The 17,678-nt window shown below is 48.2% G+C and carries 13 protein-coding genes; 7 read left to right on the top strand and 6 right to left on the bottom strand.

Annotated features, from left to right (window positions below):
• Positions 1–90: 90 nt before the first annotated feature.
• Together pflB and pflA are read left to right on the top strand one after the other, a co-directional pair.
• Positions 91–2,376: a formate C-acetyltransferase gene (pflB, locus tag HMPREF2952_RS10260; protein WP_049336774.1), complete on the top strand. Its 2,286-nt coding sequence runs from the start codon at positions 91–93 to the stop codon at positions 2,374–2,376.
• Between the two features lie 139 nt (positions 2,377–2,515).
• Positions 2,516–3,322, top strand: coding sequence for a pyruvate formate lyase 1-activating protein (gene pflA / locus HMPREF2952_RS10255; protein WP_049336825.1), 807 nt, complete (start codon positions 2,516–2,518; stop codon positions 3,320–3,322).
• A gap of 66 nt (positions 3,323–3,388) precedes the next feature.
• Here pflA and HMPREF2952_RS10250 read toward each other — a convergent pair whose 3' ends face one another.
• On the bottom strand, positions 3,389–5,101 hold the full coding sequence (locus tag HMPREF2952_RS10250) for a proline--tRNA ligase (RefSeq protein WP_039862211.1): 1,713 nt from the start codon (positions 5,099–5,101) through the stop codon (positions 3,389–3,391).
• A gap of 301 nt (positions 5,102–5,402) precedes the next feature.
• Positions 5,403–5,573: a hypothetical protein gene (locus tag HMPREF2952_RS11360; protein WP_004519914.1), complete on the bottom strand. Its 171-nt coding sequence runs from the start codon at positions 5,571–5,573 to the stop codon at positions 5,403–5,405.
• 24 nt (positions 5,574–5,597) lie between these two features.
• On the opposite strand from HMPREF2952_RS11360, the gene fghA reads away from it, so the two are divergent.
• Positions 5,598–6,446: an S-formylglutathione hydrolase gene (fghA, locus tag HMPREF2952_RS10245; RefSeq protein ID WP_049336773.1), complete on the top strand. Its 849-nt coding sequence runs from the start codon at positions 5,598–5,600 to the stop codon at positions 6,444–6,446.
• Between the two features lie 93 nt (positions 6,447–6,539).
• Here the strand turns inward: fghA and recA are convergent, their stop codons facing one another.
• The 3 genes from recA to HMPREF2952_RS10230 form a co-directional block, all read right to left on the bottom strand.
• Positions 6,540–7,586, bottom strand: a complete 1,047-nt coding sequence (gene recA, locus HMPREF2952_RS10240) for a recombinase RecA (RefSeq protein WP_003680794.1) — start codon at positions 7,584–7,586, stop codon at positions 6,540–6,542.
• 147 nt (positions 7,587–7,733) lie between these two features.
• Complete coding sequence (gene aroA, locus HMPREF2952_RS10235; protein ID WP_039862183.1) at positions 7,734–9,026, bottom strand: 3-phosphoshikimate 1-carboxyvinyltransferase; 1,293 nt, start codon at positions 9,024–9,026, stop codon at positions 7,734–7,736.
• Positions 9,027–9,164: 138 nt separating this feature from the next.
• Positions 9,165–11,729: a glycoside hydrolase family 66 protein gene (locus HMPREF2952_RS10230; protein ID WP_004519910.1), complete on the bottom strand. Its 2,565-nt coding sequence runs from the start codon at positions 11,727–11,729 to the stop codon at positions 9,165–9,167.
• A 320-nt stretch (positions 11,730–12,049) separates the two neighbouring features.
• On the opposite strand from HMPREF2952_RS10230, the gene cysG reads away from it, so the two are divergent.
• A complete protein-coding gene (gene cysG, locus HMPREF2952_RS10225) occupies positions 12,050–13,447 on the top strand; it encodes a siroheme synthase CysG (RefSeq protein ID WP_004519908.1) in 1,398 nt (465 codons plus the stop codon).
• 53 nt (positions 13,448–13,500) lie between these two features.
• Here cysG and HMPREF2952_RS10220 read toward each other — a convergent pair whose 3' ends face one another.
• Positions 13,501–14,106 (bottom strand): CoA pyrophosphatase, encoded by a 606-nt coding sequence (locus tag HMPREF2952_RS10220; protein WP_049336772.1) that lies wholly within the window; start codon positions 14,104–14,106, stop codon positions 13,501–13,503.
• Between the two features lie 175 nt (positions 14,107–14,281).
• Here HMPREF2952_RS10220 and HMPREF2952_RS10215 point away from each other — a divergent pair, with 175 nt between their 5' ends.
• The 3 genes from HMPREF2952_RS10215 to ispE are packed head-to-tail and all read left to right on the top strand — an operon-like array spanning position 14,282 to position 17,641.
• Positions 14,282–16,144 (top strand): tetratricopeptide repeat protein, encoded by a 1,863-nt coding sequence (locus tag HMPREF2952_RS10215; RefSeq protein WP_004519906.1) that lies wholly within the window; start codon positions 14,282–14,284, stop codon positions 16,142–16,144.
• 55 nt (positions 16,145–16,199) lie between these two features.
• The gene (gene lolB, locus HMPREF2952_RS10210; RefSeq protein ID WP_004519905.1) at positions 16,200–16,784 is read left to right on the top strand and encodes a lipoprotein insertase outer membrane protein LolB; all 585 of its coding nucleotides are present in this window, start codon (positions 16,200–16,202) and stop codon (positions 16,782–16,784) included.
• A gap of 8 nt (positions 16,785–16,792) precedes the next feature.
• The gene (ispE, locus tag HMPREF2952_RS10205) at positions 16,793–17,641 is read left to right on the top strand and encodes a 4-(cytidine 5'-diphospho)-2-C-methyl-D-erythritol kinase (protein ID WP_039862210.1); all 849 of its coding nucleotides are present in this window, start codon (positions 16,793–16,795) and stop codon (positions 17,639–17,641) included.
• Positions 17,642–17,678 lie beyond the last annotated feature (37 nt).

Below are 17,678 nucleotides of genomic sequence, written 5' to 3'. Positions count from 1 at the left end.
TTCATAAAAACCCCTGTAAATAAATGGGTATTGATGTTATCCTTTCAGAAAATTTACAGTCTATATTTTCAATAAAATTAGGAGCTTGATATGTCAAATGATGTTCAGCAACGTCCAGCCGCTTGGGAAGGTTTTGTCGGTGGCAACTGGGAAACCAACGTAGATGTCCGCGATTTTATTCAAAAAAACTACACGCCATATGAAGGCGATGCCTCTTTCTTGGCACCAGCAACCGAAGCCACAACCAAACTGTGGGCGGAAGTGATGGAAGGTATCAAGGTTGAAAACCGTACACACGAGCCGTATAAAATCGACGCGCAAATCGTCTCCGGTATTACCAGCCACGCTCCAGGCTACATCAACAAAGATTTGGAAACCATTGTCGGCCTGCAAACAGACGAGCCTTTGAAACGCTCTATCATGCCGTTTGGCGGTTTGAAAATGGTGCAAGACGCGTGCAAAGTGTACAACGTTGAATTGAATCCCGAAGTCAGCGAAATTTTCACCAAATACCGCAAAACCCACAACCAAGGCGTATTTGACGTTTATACGCCCGACATCCGCCGCTGCCGCAAATCAGGCGTGATTACCGGCCTGCCGGATGCTTATGGCCGCGGCCGTATTATCGGCGACTACCGCCGCGTGGCATTGTACGGTATCGACTTCTTGATGAAAGACAAACTCAACCAGTTCAACTCACTGCAAGCCGATTTGGAAAACGGTGTGGACTTGGAAGAAGTGATCCGCCGCCGCGAAGAAATCAATGAGCAATATAAAGCATTGAACCAAATGAAAGAAATGGCAGCTTCTTACGGCTACGATATTTCCGGCCCTGCAAAAAATGCACAAGAAGCCATCCAATGGACTTACTTTGCCTACCTCGCTGCCGTTAAATCTCAAAACGGTGCGGCGATGTCTTTCGGCCGTGTATCTTCATTCTTGGACATCTACATCGAACGCGACCTGAAAAACGGTGTGATTACCGAAACCCAAGCGCAAGAATTCATTGACCACTTGGTGATGAAACTGCGTATGGTCCGTTTCCTGCGTACTCCGGAATACGATCAACTGTTCTCCGGCGACCCGATTTGGGCAACCGAATCTATCGGTGGCATGGGCTTGGATGGCCGTACCTTGGTAACCCGCACCAACTTCCGCGTGCTGCATACTCTGTACAACATGGGCCCGTCTCCTGAGCCAAACATCACTGTATTGTGGTCAGAACAACTGCCGCAAGGCTTTAAAGAATTCTGCGCCAAAGTATCCATCGATACTTCGTCCATCCAATACGAAAACGACGATTTGATGCGCCCTGACTTCAATAGCGACGACTACGCCATTGCCTGCTGCGTCAGCCCGATGGTGGTCGGCAAACAAATGCAGTTCTTCGGCGCACGCGCCAACTTGGCTAAAACTCTGCTGTACGCAATCAATGGCGGCGTGGACGAGAAATCTAAAGAGCAAGTTGGTCCGAAAACCGAGCCGATTATGGACGAAGTTTTGGACTACGACACTGTCTTTGAGCGCATGGACAAATTCATGGATTGGTTGGCAACCCAATACGTTACCGCGCTGAACATTATTCACTACATGCACGACAAATACAGCTACGAAGCTGCATTGATGGCATTGCATGACCGTGATGTGAAACGTACGATGGCATGCGGTATCGCCGGTTTGTCTGTGGCTGCCGACTCATTGTCCGCCATTAAGTACGCCAAAGTGAAACCGATTCGTGACGAAAATGGCATTGCCGTTGACTTCGAAATCGAAGGCGAATACCCACAATTTGGTAACAACGACGACCGCGTTGACGATATTGCTTGCGATTTGGTTGAACGCTTCATGAAAAAAGTGGCAACCCACAAAACTTACCGCAACGCCACTCCGACTCAGTCCGTACTGACCATTACTTCCAACGTTGTTTACGGTAAGAAAACCGGTAATACTCCAGACGGCCGCCGTGCAGGCGCTCCGTTTGGTCCGGGTGCAAACCCAATGCACGGTCGTGACGTCAACGGTGCAGTCGCTTCATTGACTTCCGTAGCCAAACTGCCATTTGAGTTTGCCAAAGACGGTATTTCCTATACCTTCTCCATTATTCCTGGCGCGTTGGGTAAAGACGAGTATTCTCGCGAACGCAACCTTGCCGGTTTGATGGACGGTTATTTCCACCATGAAGACGGTATTTTGGAAGGCGGCCAACACTTGAACGTCAACGTATTGAATCGCGAGACTTTGGAAGATGCGATGCACAATCCAGAGAAATATCCGCAGTTGACCATTCGTGTGTCCGGTTATGCGGTTCGCTTCAACTCGCTGACCCGCGAACAACAGCTTGACGTGATTACCCGTACATTCACAGAAACCATGTAATCCGGGTGGAGAAACAAACCGGAAGCTAAATTTGCATTTGGTTTGTTTTGAAACAAAGCTCCGAGGCCGTCTGAAATGTTCAGACGGCCTTTATTATCGTACAATCCATATAAGCAAAAACATTTTTGAGCCGAACACTATGTCCACGACTTTTGCCATTACCCCCGAGCCGGCACTGAAAGACCTTGGCCACCGTCACTATAACGGTAAAGGCATTATTCATTCGATTGAATCTTGCGGTGCTGTCGATGGTCCGGGTTTGCGCTACGTGCTCTTTTTGCAAGGCTGCCTGATGCGTTGCCTGTATTGCCATAATCGTGACACATGGGATCTTCATACTGAGCAGGCGCAGGAATTGGATGTGGCAACTGTGATGAAGCAGGTCATGACCTATCGTCATTATTTGCGTGCGACAGGCGGAGGCGTAACGGCAACCGGCGGCGAGCCGTTATTGCAATATGAGTTTGTATGCGATTGGTTTACGGCCTGTCGGGAACACGATATCCATACCTGTCTAGACAGCAATGGCTATGCTTTGCACTATGATTCGATTTTGGATGATTTGCTCGATCATACCAATTTGGTCATGCTCGACTTAAAACAAATCGATCCTGAAATTCATAAAGTGCTTGTCGGTATTCCAAATACCAAAACGCTGAAATTCGCGCGCTATCTTGCTGAACGCAATCAGCCGACGCGTGTGCGTTATGTGGTTGTTCCCGGTTATACCGATGATGAGCGGTCAGCGCATTTATTGGGCGAGTTTATCGGTGATATGGATAATGTCGAAATGGTCGAGCTCTTGCCGTATCACGAATTGGGCGCACACAAATGGGCTTTGTGCGGCGACGAATACAAATTAAAAGGCGTACATCCGCCGCCCAAAGAAACCATTCTGAAAATCAAAGAAATATTAGAGAGCTACGGAAAAAACATTATTTATTAAAACAGAAAAAGGCCGTCTGAAACGAAATAATCAGTTTCAGACGGCCTTTTCATTATTGAAAAAAATTTAAGCGTTCAATGCGGCCAAAACCTTGGCGACAACTTCTGATACTGCAACGGCTTGAGCCTGATTGTTACGGCGCTCGGCATATTCGACATTGCCTTCTTTCAATGCGCGATCGCCGATCACGATGCGGTGAGGAATACCCAACAGCTCGGAGTCATTCAGCAATACGCCTGCACGTTCGTCGCGGTCATCCAACAAAACATCCGCACCAGCAGCCAAAAGCTCGGCGTAGATTTTGTCGGCGGCTTCGCGCACGGCGTCTGATTTTTTGTAGTTCATCGGCACGATAACGACTTCAAACGGCGCCATTGCTTTGGTCCAAACAATGCCTTTTTCGTCGTTGTTTTGTTCGATGGCGGCGGCCACAACGCGGGTAATACCGATACCGTAGCAGCCCATTTCCATGATTTGGGATTTGCCGTTATTGTCCAAGAAGCTGACATTCATGGCTTGGGTATATTTGTCGCGCAATTGGAAAACGTGGCCGACTTCAATACCGCGCGCCAGTTTCAGACGGCCTTGTTCGTCAGGGCTAATGTCGCCTTCGATGACATTGCGTAAATCGACAAATTCAGGCTCGGCAGCATCTCGGCCGAAGTTGAAGCCGGTATAGTGGTAGTCGTCTTCGTTTGCGCCGATAACCCAGTCTGCGCCTTTTTCGGTGGCGAAATCGGCATAGACTTTGCCTTTGAAGTTGACAGGGCCGAGAGAGCCGCCGTTGGCGCCGAACTGTTCAATAATCGCGGCAGGGCTTGCCATGGTCAGTGGCGATTTCACGCCGGCCAGTTTTTCCGCCTTGATGTCGTTAAACTCATGGTCGCCACGCAACAGCAGCAGGACGAGTTCGCCTTCGTTTTCGCCTTCAACCACGATGGATTTGAGGGTTTGTTCAACCGGAATATTGAGGAATTCAACCAAAGACTCAATGGTTTTGACATTTGGTGTATGTACTTTGGTCAACTCGGCCTGAGCAGCGGCGCGTTCGCCTTTGAGCGGCAAGGTGGGTGCCAATTCGATATTGGCGGCGTAATCGGAAGTATCGCTGTATGCGATAACGTCTTCGCCGCTTTCAGCCAATACTTGGAATTCGTGAGAGCCGGTACCACCGATGCTGCCGGTGTCTGCGGCTACGGGGCGGAATTCCAAGCCCAGACGGGTAAAGATACGGCAGTAAGCGTCGTACATATCCTGATAGGTCGTCTGAAGCGAGGCATAGTCGGCATGGAAGGAATAAGCGTCTTTCATGACGAACTCGCGCGCGCGCATCACACCGAAGCGCGGACGCACTTCATCGCGGAATTTGGTTTGGATGTGATAAAAGTTTTTCGGCAGTTGTTTGTAGCTGTTGACTTCTTTGCGCACGATGTCGGCAATCACTTCTTCACAAGTCGGACCCATACAGAAATCACGGTCATGACGGTCTTTCAGGCGCAGCAGTTCTTTACCGTAAAACTCCCAGCGGCCGGATTCCTGCCACAGCTCGGCAGGTTGTACCACCGGCATCAGCAGCTCCACGCTACCTGCGCGGGCCATTTCTTCACGCACGATATTTTCAACTTTGCGCAATACGCGCAGACCCATCGGCATCCAAGTATAAAGACCGGATGCGTTGGCTTTGATCAAGCCGGCACGAATCATCAGCTTGTGGCTGGCAAGTGCGGCTTCGGCAGGGGCTTCTTTAAGGGTAGAAATGAAGAACTGGGAGGCTTTCATGGCGTATTTTTCTTTCTTAAAAATAAGTGCGTATTGTAACGCAAAATGTATGGCCGCGTGTCTTTTGAATGGCATCTGATGAAATCGGCCGTTGTTTTACGCAGCTTTTGATTCGGGGTGATTTTTAGGGATGTCAACCCTAATTTATGCACAAAGCCGCATAACCTTGTTTTACCTATAAATTTTCACTGTATGATTATAGTAAAATCTTATAAATATAACCACTTGATTTTATTATATTTTATTTGATTAAATTTTAGTCAATTTAAGACTTGGTTTGTTCCTAAAGAAAATTTTACGATTACCCAAAGCTTATCAACAGATTTATCCACAGAGATTGTGTATAGATTTTAAATGCTGTCGGCGTAATGATTTCGCATGATTGGCAAGCCTTGTTTAAAGCAGATTGGGTTGCCTTAAAAAGATGGGGCAACAACACGATGAGCAGGTTTTGCGCTAACATTCTGCTCATTGTTGTTTCCTTACAAGGAATAAAATGAAAAATTCAGAATTGCATTTGCTGGAACGCAGAAAGATGTTTAACGGGTATCAGGAACGGTACCGCCATTTTTCTCAAACCTGCCGGACGGATATGGTATTTGATGTCTATCTGCCGCCACAAGTCTTAAAAGGCTATCCCGCGCCTGTTTTATATTTTCTTTCCGGCTTAAATAGTGATGGTTCTGAATTGGTTCAACAAAGCGGGATCCAACGTTTTGCGGCGCAATGGAATATTATCGTGGTTTTCCCGGATACCTCGCCACGCGGTCGGCATGTTGCCGACAGTGAGGAACATTATCTTGGACAGGGCGCCGGATTTTATGTCAATGCAACTGAAGCACCTTGGGCGCAGCATTACCAAATGGAAAGCTATATCAGCCAAGAATTGCCTGATTTGATCGAGCATCATTTTCCGGTAACGCAAGAGCGCAGCATTGCAGGTTTCAGCATGGGCGGGCATGGTGCGCTGCAGTTGGCTTTGAAGCATCCCGGCCGATATGCTGCGGTTTCAGCCTTTGCGCCTTTATGTCATCCTATCGATACGGAAGGCGGCAGGCAGGCGTTTTCGGCTTATTTGGGCCAAAACGTGGAAACGTGGAAACGCTATGACAGTACAGAGCTGCTTCAGACGGCCTCGCATAAATTGCCTGTTTTGATTGATGTCGGCAGTGAAGATGCTTTGTATCCTGAAGTCCTGCAACTGGAAGGGTTTGTCCGCTCAGCACGCGAAAAAGGTTTCAATATCCAATATAAAGTACGCCCGGGCTATGGGCATGACTATTTCTTTATTGCCAGCTTTATCGATTCGCATATTGAGTTTCATGCTCAGGCATTGGGGCTTTAAGCAGTATTGAATAAAAGGCCGTCTGAAATCCGATTAATGGTCGGATTTCAGACGGCCTTTTATTTGGTCTTTAACCTTTAATTTCAGACAGACTTATTCCTCAGGACGTTCGCCGTCGGTGTCGTCCAATTTGCCTTCGGTAATATCGACATTGATACCGACTGCCGCACGGATTTTGGCATCGATTTCGTTGGCGATATCAGGGTTTTCTTTCAGCCAAACGCGTACATTGTCTTTACCTTGGCCGATTTTTGCGCCGTTGTAGCTGTACCATGCGCCGGATTTTTCAACGATGTCATGTTTGACGCCCAAGTCGATCAATTCACCTTCCCAGCTAATGCCTTCGCCGTAAAGAATATCGAATTCGGCTTGACGGAACGGAGGGGCAACTTTGTTTTTGATGACTTTGACTTTGGTTTCGTTACCAATCACGTCATCGCCTTTTTTAATCTGACCGGTACGGCGGATGTCGAGGCGGACAGAGGCATAGAATTTGAGCGCGTTACCGCCGGTTGTGGTTTCAGGGCTGCCGAACATCACGCCGATTTTCATACGGATTTGGTTAATGAAAACAACCAATGTATTGGTGCGTTTGATGTGGCCGGTCAGTTTGCGCAGGGCTTGGCTCATCAGGCGGGCTTGCAGGCCGACGTGGCTGTCGCCCATTTCGCCTTCGATCTCGGCTTTAGGCACAAGTGCGGCTACGGAGTCGACAACGACCATATCGATACCGCCGGAGCGTACCAAGGTATCACAGATTTCCAATGCCTGTTCGCCGGTATCCGGTTGGGAGAGATAGAGTTCTTCAACTTTTACGCCGAGTTTGCGGGCGTAAATCGGGTCAAAAGCATGCTCGGCATCGATGAATGCGCAGATGCCGCCATTTTTTTGGCATTGGGCAATGGCTTCGAGACAGAGTGTAGTTTTACCGGAGGATTCCGGGCCGAAAATTTCAACCACGCGGCCGCGGGGCAGGCCGCCGACGCCGAGTGCTAAGTCCACGCCGAGGGAGCCGGTGGAAATAACATCAAGGTTTTCTTCCTGTTGGCTGCCGTCCATTTTCATGATGGAGCCTTTGCCGAAGTTTTTTTCGATTTGGGCAAGGGCTGCGGCTAAGGCTTTGCTTTTTTCGTCTGACATGTTTTCTCTCCGAAAGGAAATATGAATCGCTAAGAATTTATTTAGCTATTATCGCACAAATTAAGAAAAAGTATAGTTTTATTTTTATTTTTCAGACGGCCTGTGTTTTTTGTATGCAACAGGCCGTCTGAAATGTTGAATAATCAATCAGTTGGTCAATGATGCAAAAACTTGGAAATAGTCGGGGAAAGTTTTATGCGTACATTTCGGGTCGTTGATGATGACGGGGACGCCCAAAAGCGAAACCAGCGAGAAACACATGGCCATGCGGTGGTCGTCGTAAGTGTCGATAACGGCATCGGGGGTAAGCGTTTCGGGCGGCGTAATATGGATGGCTTCGGCTTCTTCGATGACGTCTGCGCCCAGTTTGCGCAGTTCGGTTGCCATGGCGGCGATACGGTCGGTTTCTTTGACGCGCCATGAGCCGATATTGCGCAGGGTGCAGGGTTGTTTGGTGGCCAGCGCAACAATGGCCAAGGTCATGGCCGCATCAGGAATATGGTTGGCATCTAAATCAAAAGCCTGAATCTTGCGCTCGGCAGGACGGGAAATTTCTACAAAATTTTCGCCCCAAATGACATCTGCGCCGATTTTTTCCAATTCACGCGCAAAGGCAACGTCGCCTTGAATACTGTGTGCGCCGATGCCGGTTACGCGGATGGGTGTACCGGCAATCAGGCCTGCGCCCAAGAAATAAGACGCGCTGGAGGCATCGCCTTCTACATATAAATGTTCGGGCGCATGATATTTGGCACCGGCCGGGATTTTAAATACACGGTAGTCTTCATTGATGATGTCCACACCGAACTGCGCCATCAGCTTGAGCGTGATGTCGATATAAGGTTTGGAAATCAACTCGCCTACCATGTGGATTTCAAATGCTTGTCCCGTCAAGGGCAAAGCCATCAGCAGGGCGGTCAGGAATTGGCTGGAAACATTGCCTTTAATCGGAATAACGCGCTCGCCGTTGTCTTGGCGTTTGCCGATCTGAAGAGGCGGATAGTTTTCATTGCCCAGATATTGTACGTCCGCTCCGGCAATACGCAACGCGTCGACCAAATCGCCGATAGGGCGTTCGTGCATACGCGGTACGCCATGCAGATGATAGTCGCCGCCCAAAACGGCAAGTGCGGCAGTCAAGGGGCGGAATGCCGTACCGGCATTGCCTAAAAACAAATCGGAGGATTGGTTGGGAAAGCGGCCGCCGGCACCATGAACTTTCAGACGGCCTTCAGGTAAAGATTCAATTTGCACGCCGAGTTTGTCGAGTGCTTCAAGCATTCGGTCGGTATCGTCGGATTTGAGCAAAGAATGGATTTCGCAAACGTTGTCGGAGAGTGCTGCCAAGAGCAGCGTGCGGTTGCTGATGCTTTTGGAACCGGGCAGGGCAACGGTGGAGGGCTTGAGTGTGGAAGCGGGCAGGCGGATGGATTCGGTCATTGGTTAGGATTTCAAATTGTAGACAAAACGATATTATACGCAGGCAAAGGCCGTCTGAAAAATGGAAGTGGCGTTGCAGGCAAGAAAAGCCGGACTCTTTTTGAAAGTCCGGCTTTGGGATGCTCGATATTTTAATGGTTAACCTAAAATATGCATTAACTGGTCAATGTTGAACGTACCTTCGTCAAAGCGGAATTCGCTGACTGAGGGGATTTTTTGACCTTGGACGTCGGTATGGATGTCGGCATATTGGTGGTCGATGGTGATGAGGTCGTTGTGATTGTTTTCGCCACGAATGGTGATGTTCCAAGTCGTGCCGTCTTTTTCGTTGACCGTTTCGAGCGACAGATCCGAGAGGGAAATGCCAGCGCCGAATTGGATGGCGTTTGTGCTGTGATGGTCGAAAATGGTGTCATGGCCTTCGCCGCGATTGAATACGTAGGTATCGTTACCGGCTTCGCCGTGCAATATATCGTCCCCTAAGCCACCAAACAGTGTGTCGTTGCCTGCGCCGCCGTGAAGGATGTCGTTGCCTGCTTCGCCCAACATAGTATCGTTACCGGAGCCGCCATACAGCGTGTCGTTGTCTAATCCGCCGTTCAGATGGTCATTGCCACCGCCTCCGTAGAGAATATCGCTGCCGGCATCGCCGTTGATGACATCGTCGCCGGTGCCGCCGGACAATTTGTCATTGCCGCTGCCGCCGTGAATCTCATCATTACCCCGGTTGCCGTAGATGATGTCTTCGCTTTCAGTACCTTTGATATGGTCGTCGGCGTGGGTGCCGTTGAATGTGGTTTTGCCGTCGGCAAAGGTTTGGCTGACGCTTGCCTGCCCTAAATTGCTGACATAAAGCATATCCCAGACATCCAGGCTCGGGACGGTGACTTCCAGTGCCACCGGTTTGCCGTTTTCATAGATGACGGAAGATTCCAATGTGTGCATGGATATATCGTCTGAGTCGGGGGAAGCCAGTTGTACGATGGCTTGCTCGGCCTGTTCTGCGCTGATTTCCATATCAAACGGGATTCTGACTTTAGGGTTGTCGAGTTTCAGCGTGTGGTGGTTGGAGCTGTTCCAATTGGTGTCTTTGTCGAGGCCTGCGAGATTGATTAATTGGACAACTCGGCCGCCGTCTGCGGTGGCCTTGGTCCATGTATAAACTTTGCCTCCTTCGCCTGAAGTGGAAGTCATGTCATAGCCGTCGGATGCTACGATGGAGGCATGACTGTCTTTGAGTTCAACCAAGCCTTCGCCGCGAAGCAGCTCCTCATAGGCGGTAATGAATTGTTGATAGTTGAATTCTGATTTGGCCAGGGTTTCGTTGGTTTTGAGCGTCTGAGCGGGATAGTATGGATCTTGCAAAATACCAAAACCATGTGCGTTTTTATCCGGGAGGTTGTTTAATGCGGCAACAGTCATGTGGTAGCCGCCACTCGCTGCGATAACGGCATCGACCAGCAATTCGTTGTCCGGATTGAGTTCGGAAGAATTATCTTCCGGGTGGGTACCTTTTCGAGTATAGGCGGCAATAATCGGGGAAACGTGATTGTAATCGTACAGACGGCCTACCAAGCGTTTAAGCTCGGCATAGTTGTGGTTTTCATAATGGGTATTTCCGGCTGTATCTTTAAAATCGCGCGGCCAGATTTCTGAGTAAGGAACATCCATGCCGGTGGTGGATAAGACATCGGCCCTGCCTGTGCTGATGTCGTTGATCATATAAGTTTGACCGTAATCGTGTAACTTTTCCGCAGCCGCGGCTGACAAATCGTCATAACCGTCAGACATTCTGAAGTTTTCAGTCTTTTGGCCATTTTGTATTTTGTAAACGAGGTTATCACCCATGGTATCGGCCTGCCAGCCGTCAAAGCCGCCTGTTTTCAGGGCTTTGATCATGGTGTTGACGATATAGTTTTGCCAGCTTTTGTCGGCAGGATCGACGAATTGTTGTACGGATGTTTTGGTCTCTGCACCGGCTTTGCCGAAGTTGGAATGCTCTTGGGCATTGTAGAGTTTGACATTATTTAAAATTTCTTTGATGGCCGGATTATCGAGTTCGTCATTGGAGGCGGCGTTAAGCATATTGTAGAGCATGGCACTGCCGCCTTTTTCGTGAATTTTGTTCACGAGGTTTTTAATCAGCAGGGTATCGATTTGGGGAGGGTTGGGTTGGCCGTTGTCGACAGCCCAAGTCGCCCATTCTTGCTTGAAGCTGTTGACATTTGGAAATGGATTGGAGGTTGTGTCGTACACATCATAGAAGAAATAATTGTTGATGTGCATTTGTGCCAGCTGATCGATATTGTTTTGATAGCCTTCGAGCTGGTCATTGGTCATGGCGTTGTTTCGTTCTGCCGAATTATCGTTAGATCCTGCCACTACGCCATAGCGGGGAAAAATAGTCCAGTCGTCTTCGACAGACAATCCCAGTGTTTTGCTGGTGTGGTTGCCGGTGTTGTCAACGGTTTCTACTTTGACGACGTAGCCTGAATTGGGTGAAAAAATATCGGAAGAGAGTTTGACGGAGGTTGAGTTCAGATGATCCAATTTTTGGATTTCCGTACCCAAATGGCTGACGGTGACAGAGGTGATTTTGTCTGTCGCATTGGAGATGTTCAGAATAACATCATCGCCGTTGGTATAGGCTACCTTGTTAAAGAGAATAGTCGGTAAAGGGGCTGTTTTTGCTTCAGTTGTCATGCTGTATATTCGCTTCTAAATATTATATTTTGAAATTACCTTAATAAATCAATATCACTTAAGTTGTTGATATGAATAATTGTTAAGACTTTTTAGTAGGCAGAGCGGAAAATAAGTTCCCCGTTTGATAGCAAATATCTAAAATAATTCGGTTTGTGATTGAAATTTAAAAATGCTGTCTGAATGTTTTGTTATTCAAAAGACGGTTTTTTGCAGGTATATAACCAAACACCATAAGAAAATCAGAAACCATTCTTTCCTATTTTTTCAGACGGCCTTTAATATCGGCGGACAATCATTGATAAAGTAAGAGCACGACTATGAGCCATTATCCGTTGTTTGCCGATTTGAAAAACCGCCCTGTTTTACTGGCAGGTGCGGGTAAGGTTGCCGAGCGTAAGGCGGAAAGCCTGTTGTCTGCCGGAGCGCGCGTGCGTGTTGTTGCGGAAACTTTGAATCCGCAGTTTCAGCAATGGGCGGCTGAAGGGAAAATAGTTTGGCTGGGTGGCTTGTTTGAAGAAGCCATGCTGGACGAGGTGTATTTCGTTATTGCGGCGACGGATAATGGCATGTTTAACCGCCGTGTTTTTGAAGCGGCGGAACGACGGGTGAAATTGTGCAATACGGTGGATACGGCGGACTTGTGTTCGTTTATCGTGCCTGCCGTGGTGGATAGGGGGCCATTGAAGATAGCCATATCCAGCGGCGGTACTGCGCCTGTATTGGCGCGTAAATGGCGGCAGATTATTGAAACATTGATTCCGCTGCATACGGGCACGATGGCGCGTATTGCCGGTAAATGGCGCGAAAAGGTTAAACAGACTATTCATCATGTCGAACGACGCCGTTATTTTTGGGAAAAGTTGTTCGACAGCCGTTTCAGTATTTTTGCGGCTCAAAACAATATCGAGGCGGCAGAACGTGAATTGATCACGCAGTTAAACCGGGAAACGCCGTTTGGCGGCGAAGTGGTTTTGGTGGGCGCAGGGCCGGGAGATCCGGGCTTGCTGACCATACATGCTTTGCAGGCGATACAGGCTGCGGATACCGTGTTTTACGATGCTTTGGTGTCGGATGAGATTTTGGCGATGGTGCGTAAAGATGCGGTGAAAATCAGCGTGGGTAAACGTGCTGGTGCGCACCATGTTCAGCAGGAAGAAACCAACCGTCTATTGGTTGAACACGCTCAAAAAGGCGAGCGTGTGGTAAGGTTGAAAGGCGGCGATCCTTTTGTGTTCGGTCGCGGCGGGGAGGAAGTGCAAACCCTGCATCAGGCCGGGATTGCCTACCGCATTGTGCCGGGTATTACTGCCGCGCTTGGAGCTACTGCTTATGCCGGTATTCCGTTAACCCATCGCGATTGTGCCCAAGGTGCTTTATTTGTAACCGGCCACAGCAAACACGAGGGCAGTCAGCCCGATTGGCAGACTTTGGCTTTAAGCCGCCAAACGTTGGTAATCTATATGGGCACGCTTAAAGCGGCTGAGATTGCGGAAAAGCTGATGGCTTATGGCAGGCAGCCTTCTACACCTGTTGCCGTGATTTCCAATGGGACTTTACCGCATCAAACCGTGCGGACAGGCCGTCTGAAAGATTTGGGCTTGTTGGCTGCCGAAGCAGAACGTCCGGCTTTAATGGTAATTGGCGAAGTGGTTGCCCTGCGCGATGAGATGAAATGGTTTGGAGAATTTGTCGAATGCTATGAAGAAGCTGCATAAAGAGGATTGATCAAACAAGGCCGTCTGAATATTGGTTTTCAGACGGCCTTGCCTTATTTAAAAGCTTGGCAATATTGCTGATAACGTTCTGCCAGTCCATATAGGATGATTGCTGTCAGCCCCCAGATGTCGTAGTGTCGGAAAGGCAGGGCGGGGAGGGCGAGGGTTTGATTGTTGTGATGAAGATGACGGTATGAGTAGTTTTGCAGGTTTAAGGTGAAGTCCAAAGGCAGATAAAAAATTTCTGCTACTTCATCGGGATTTGCTTTGGGGTTGACGGGCTGGGTGCAAATTGCCGGAACAGGCGTAACACGGTAGCCGGAAGGTGTGTCATAAAAGGGTAGCGGCGCAAAAGTCTGCCATGCGGCAATCGGAATGGCGGTTTCTTCGTAAGCTTCTCTTAACGCCGTTGCCGTTAGGCTGTCGTCTTGGGCATCTTTGCGGCCGCCGGCAAAGGCGATTTGTCCGGTGTGTTGCCTTAAGGTCTCGGCCCTTTTGGTCAGTAAAATTTGCCACGCTCCTTCATGCAAGGCGATGCCGACCAAAACGGCTGCTTCTTTGACCGTTTTAGTGGTAACTAATTGATTGCGCTCTGCTTGCATACGGCTGCTGAAGCGTGAAGCTTGAGTTAGGAAATGGATAAGGTGGTCGGTATTCATTTTTGGCGCTGATCGTTTTATGCAGATGAGGATTACACAAGGTTTACGGTTACCGTGTCAACAAAATAGGGTGCGTGTGTTACAGTTATGCCTGAATGATAAATAAAGCTTTGCGTCTGTTCTGCAAGTGCTTAGGCCGTCTGAAAATGTCGGCAGGTTCTCAAAAAGGATAGTTATGTTGTTTTCCCCATCCCGTATTCGAGTGGCAGCTGCGGCTGTCATGATGTTGTTTGTTACACAAACTTTTGCCGCGCCCGGCGATTCAAATGCAGTTTTTGAATCGGCTAAGATTATTAAAAAGAAAAGCCGTACCGACCGTTTTTCTCCCGAAGAGCGCGAGCAGGAGCGGATACGTCTGTTGGGTATACAAAACCGTACATCTCAGGTTTTCACTTTGTTAAATTCAGAACTGGCCCTGCAAAAGGGTGATGCAGCTTCTGCGTTGTTTACTTATATTTTAACGTTGCATCGCACCAAATCTCCCGAAGTGGCCGAACGCGCTTTGGAGATGGCGGTTTCGTTAAACGCATTTGAACAGGCTGAAGCCATTTACCAAAAATGGCGCGAAATCGAGCCGGAGCCTGGTGAAACACAAAAGCGTATGACTTGGTTGCGCAATTTGCTGCTGGGTAAAGCCGATAAGAATTTGAGCGGATTGGACAAGGTAATTGCCGGCGGTAGTGAAGATGAGCAAAAGCGCGTGTTCCTGCTTTTAGCACAAACCGCAGCACAACAGCCGAATCTGACCAGCGATGCGGTTAAACAGGTGCATAAAACGGCCTTGAATTATAAAGACTTTCCAGAAGCGGCGATTGCGGATGCAATTTTTAGTGCAAAAGACGGTCAAAAGAAACACGCCATTGCGGCATTGCAGCGATTGGCCAAGTTGGACAACGAAATTTTGCCGCCGACTTTTGTGACGTTGCGGCTGATGGCGCAACGGCATCCTGATATTTTGGACGGCTTCTTCAAAGAGACAGACACCAAAACCTTATCTCCGATTTGGCAGGAATTGGACATCGCCAATTTGATCGCCCATGGTCAAAATGATAAGGCCTTTAAGCGTTTGCAGACTTTATTGGAAGAAAATCCCAACCCTGATTTGTATATTCAGGCTGCCTTATTGTCAGCGAGCAAGACAGAAAATATTTCTGCGGTAAACAGCTATCTGGAAAAGGCTTATAAAGCTGGCACGGAAGAGCAGCGCAGCCGTGCAGCGTTGATTGGTGCGGTTTCATATAATGATGTAGAAGAATTGGCCAAAGCCAAACAATGGCTGGATAAGGTAACGGCTACGGCTTATACGTTTGATAAAACCATTTTGGCTGCTTCTATCGAAGCCAAACAGGGCAACCATAAAGAGGCTTGGGCTTTGGTACAACGCGCACAAAAAATGCCCGAGCAAAGAGGACGTTATTTTGAAGTTAAGGATTTGTTGAGTACGGCTTTGTTCGTATTGTCTAAAAATACCAATCTTCAAGAATCGTTGAACGCTTTGAACAGCTTGGTAAATTCCACCGAAAAATCCTTGAAAACCCAAGCTTCTCCGGAGCTGCTTGCCAATGTGCTGTATCAGCGTTCGATGGTGTATGAGAAGCTGAATCAGCCAGGCAAGGCGATTGCCGATTTGCGCCGAGTTGTTGAGTTGTATCCGGACAATCCGCATGGTTGGAATGCTTTGGGCTATACCTTGCTGTCCAACGGCAAGGATTTGGACGAGGCTTTCAAAATGGTTCAGATGGCCTATCAAATGGATCCGGAAAGCGCAGCCATTAATGATAGTGTAGGCTGGGCATATTATCTTAAAAGCGATGCCCAAATGGCTTTGCCGTATATCCAATATGCCTATGGAAAAGAACCTGAAGCCGAAGTCGCCGCACATTTGGGCGAAGTCCTATGGACGCTTGGAGACCAAGACAAGGCCAAAGAAATCTGGAATGACGGCTTGAAACGTGGAAGCAATCTCCGAGTATTAAAAGAGACAATGTCCAAATTCGGTATAACGCCCAGCAAACCGCATACTCAAAAACACAAATAAAACCCAAAGGCCGTCTGAAAGCGTTTGATTTCAGACGGTCTATGAAGGAATATCCATGAATTTAAAACGATTATCATCGGTTGCAGCCTTATTGCTTTTAGCTGCCTGTGCGCAGCCAAACTTACCTCAGCAAAACAGTTGGCAAGCAGCAGAGCAGGTGCAGGATTTTAGCGCAGACGGTCGTTTGGCTGTCAAAGTGGAAGGAAAAGGCTCTTATGCCAATTTCGATTGGACTTATCAGAACGCGGTTCAAACCATTGATGTGAATACCCCATTGGGCAATACCGTAGGCCAGCTGTGTCAAGACAGTGAAGGTGTATTGGCGGTAGACAGTAAGGGTAAGGTTTATCAGGCGGAAACTGCTGAGGAATTGAGCAGACAGCTTTTGGGCTTTGCTTTGCCGGTACAATATTTGCATATTTGGGCAGATGGTAAACGCGTTGCCAATGCGCCATACAAAATCCTGCCTGATGGACGTCTGGAGCAGTTTGACTGGACGATATCGCGCACTTTAAATAGTTCAGGACAGCCCAAAACGCTTCAACTTGAAAATGCCAAGTTTAATATCCGCTTGGTGTTTGACACGGTAAACCACTCTTTGGATAAGAATGGACAAACCCGATGCGCAGCACGCAAATAGAGGATGCCATGTCTGTTTCAGAGGAAATCCAAGCCTTTCCTGCGCCGGCTAAATTAAATTTGGATTTGAGGATTACCGGCCGCAGGAGCGATGGTTATCATAATTTGGAAAGTATTTTCTGTTTGATCGGCTTATATGATACCGTTCATCTGAAAATCCGTACTGATGGGCAGATTATTCTGCATACGCCGGTCGAAGGGCTTGAACCTGAGCAAGACTTAACTTATCGGGCGGCTAAATTATTACTGCCATATGCAAGCGTAGCGCACGGTGTCGAAATCTGGTTGGATAAAGTGATTCCAACCGGAGGCGGATTGGGCGGCGGAAGCTCTGATGCAGCCACGGTTTTAATGGTTTTAAACCAATGGTGGCAATGCGGTTTGAGTAGGCAGCAACTGATTGATTTAGGCGTAAGTCTTGGTGCAGATGTTCCTTTTTTTATTTTTGGCAGAAGTGCTTTTGCCAAAGGTGTGGGTGAGAAGCTGGCTGAAATAGATGTCCCTAAACAATGGTATGTTATCGTTAAGCCCCCCGTCCATGTGGCAACAGTTAAAATTTTTGCACATGAAGGCTTGACACGGGATTCCAAACCCAGCATAATGCCGACTTTCCAATCGTTACAGCCGTTTCAAAATGATATGCAGGCGGTTGTATTTCAGGAATATCCTGAAGTTTGGAAGGCTTATGTTGAGTTATCCCAATATGGTCATGCATTAATGACCGGTTCTGGGGCTTGTTTGTTTATAGCAAGTGAATCTCATCAAGAAGCAAATACAATTTACCAACAGGTTTCTCAATCATATGAAGCTTATTGTGTGGAAGGGTTAGATATTCATCCGCTGTTTCATATGATTTAGTAAGTTGGGGAGTCGTCAAGCGGTTAAGACACTGGAT

It is taken from the genome of Neisseria sp. HMSC068C12, assembly GCF_001814095.1.
GTDB classification, from domain to species: Bacteria; Pseudomonadota; Gammaproteobacteria; order Burkholderiales; family Neisseriaceae; genus Neisseria; species Neisseria perflava.
The sequence above is the reverse complement of the archived record's forward strand: the minus strand, read 5'-3'. Positions and strand labels throughout refer to the sequence as shown.

Excerpts from the sequence above, each read along its gene's own strand:
- HMPREF2952_RS11360 (WP_004519914.1), bottom strand. The coding sequence starts at position 5,573 with ATGAGCAGAATGTTAGCGCAAAACCTGCTCATCGTGTTGTTGCCCCAT.
- cysG (WP_004519908.1), top strand. The coding sequence starts at position 12,050 with ATGAGCCATTATCCGTTGTTTGCCGATTTGAAAAACCGCCCTGTTTTA.
- pflB (WP_049336774.1), top strand. The coding sequence starts at position 91 with ATGTCAAATGATGTTCAGCAACGTCCAGCCGCTTGGGAAGGTTTTGTC.
- HMPREF2952_RS10215 (WP_004519906.1), top strand. The coding sequence starts at position 14,282 with ATGTTGTTTTCCCCATCCCGTATTCGAGTGGCAGCTGCGGCTGTCATG.
- lolB (WP_004519905.1), top strand. The coding sequence starts at position 16,200 with ATGAATTTAAAACGATTATCATCGGTTGCAGCCTTATTGCTTTTAGCT.
- HMPREF2952_RS10220 (WP_049336772.1), bottom strand. The coding sequence starts at position 14,106 with ATGAATACCGACCACCTTATCCATTTCCTAACTCAAGCTTCACGCTTC.
- HMPREF2952_RS10230 (WP_004519910.1), bottom strand. The coding sequence starts at position 11,729 with ATGACAACTGAAGCAAAAACAGCCCCTTTACCGACTATTCTCTTTAAC.
- aroA (WP_039862183.1), bottom strand. The coding sequence starts at position 9,026 with ATGACCGAATCCATCCGCCTGCCCGCTTCCACACTCAAGCCCTCCACC.
- HMPREF2952_RS10250 (WP_039862211.1), bottom strand. The coding sequence starts at position 5,101 with ATGAAAGCCTCCCAGTTCTTCATTTCTACCCTTAAAGAAGCCCCTGCC.
- pflA (WP_049336825.1), top strand. The coding sequence starts at position 2,516 with ATGTCCACGACTTTTGCCATTACCCCCGAGCCGGCACTGAAAGACCTT.
- fghA (WP_049336773.1), top strand. The coding sequence starts at position 5,598 with ATGAAAAATTCAGAATTGCATTTGCTGGAACGCAGAAAGATGTTTAAC.
- ispE (WP_039862210.1), top strand. The coding sequence starts at position 16,793 with ATGTCTGTTTCAGAGGAAATCCAAGCCTTTCCTGCGCCGGCTAAATTA.
- recA (WP_003680794.1), bottom strand. The coding sequence starts at position 7,586 with ATGTCAGACGAAAAAAGCAAAGCCTTAGCCGCAGCCCTTGCCCAAATC.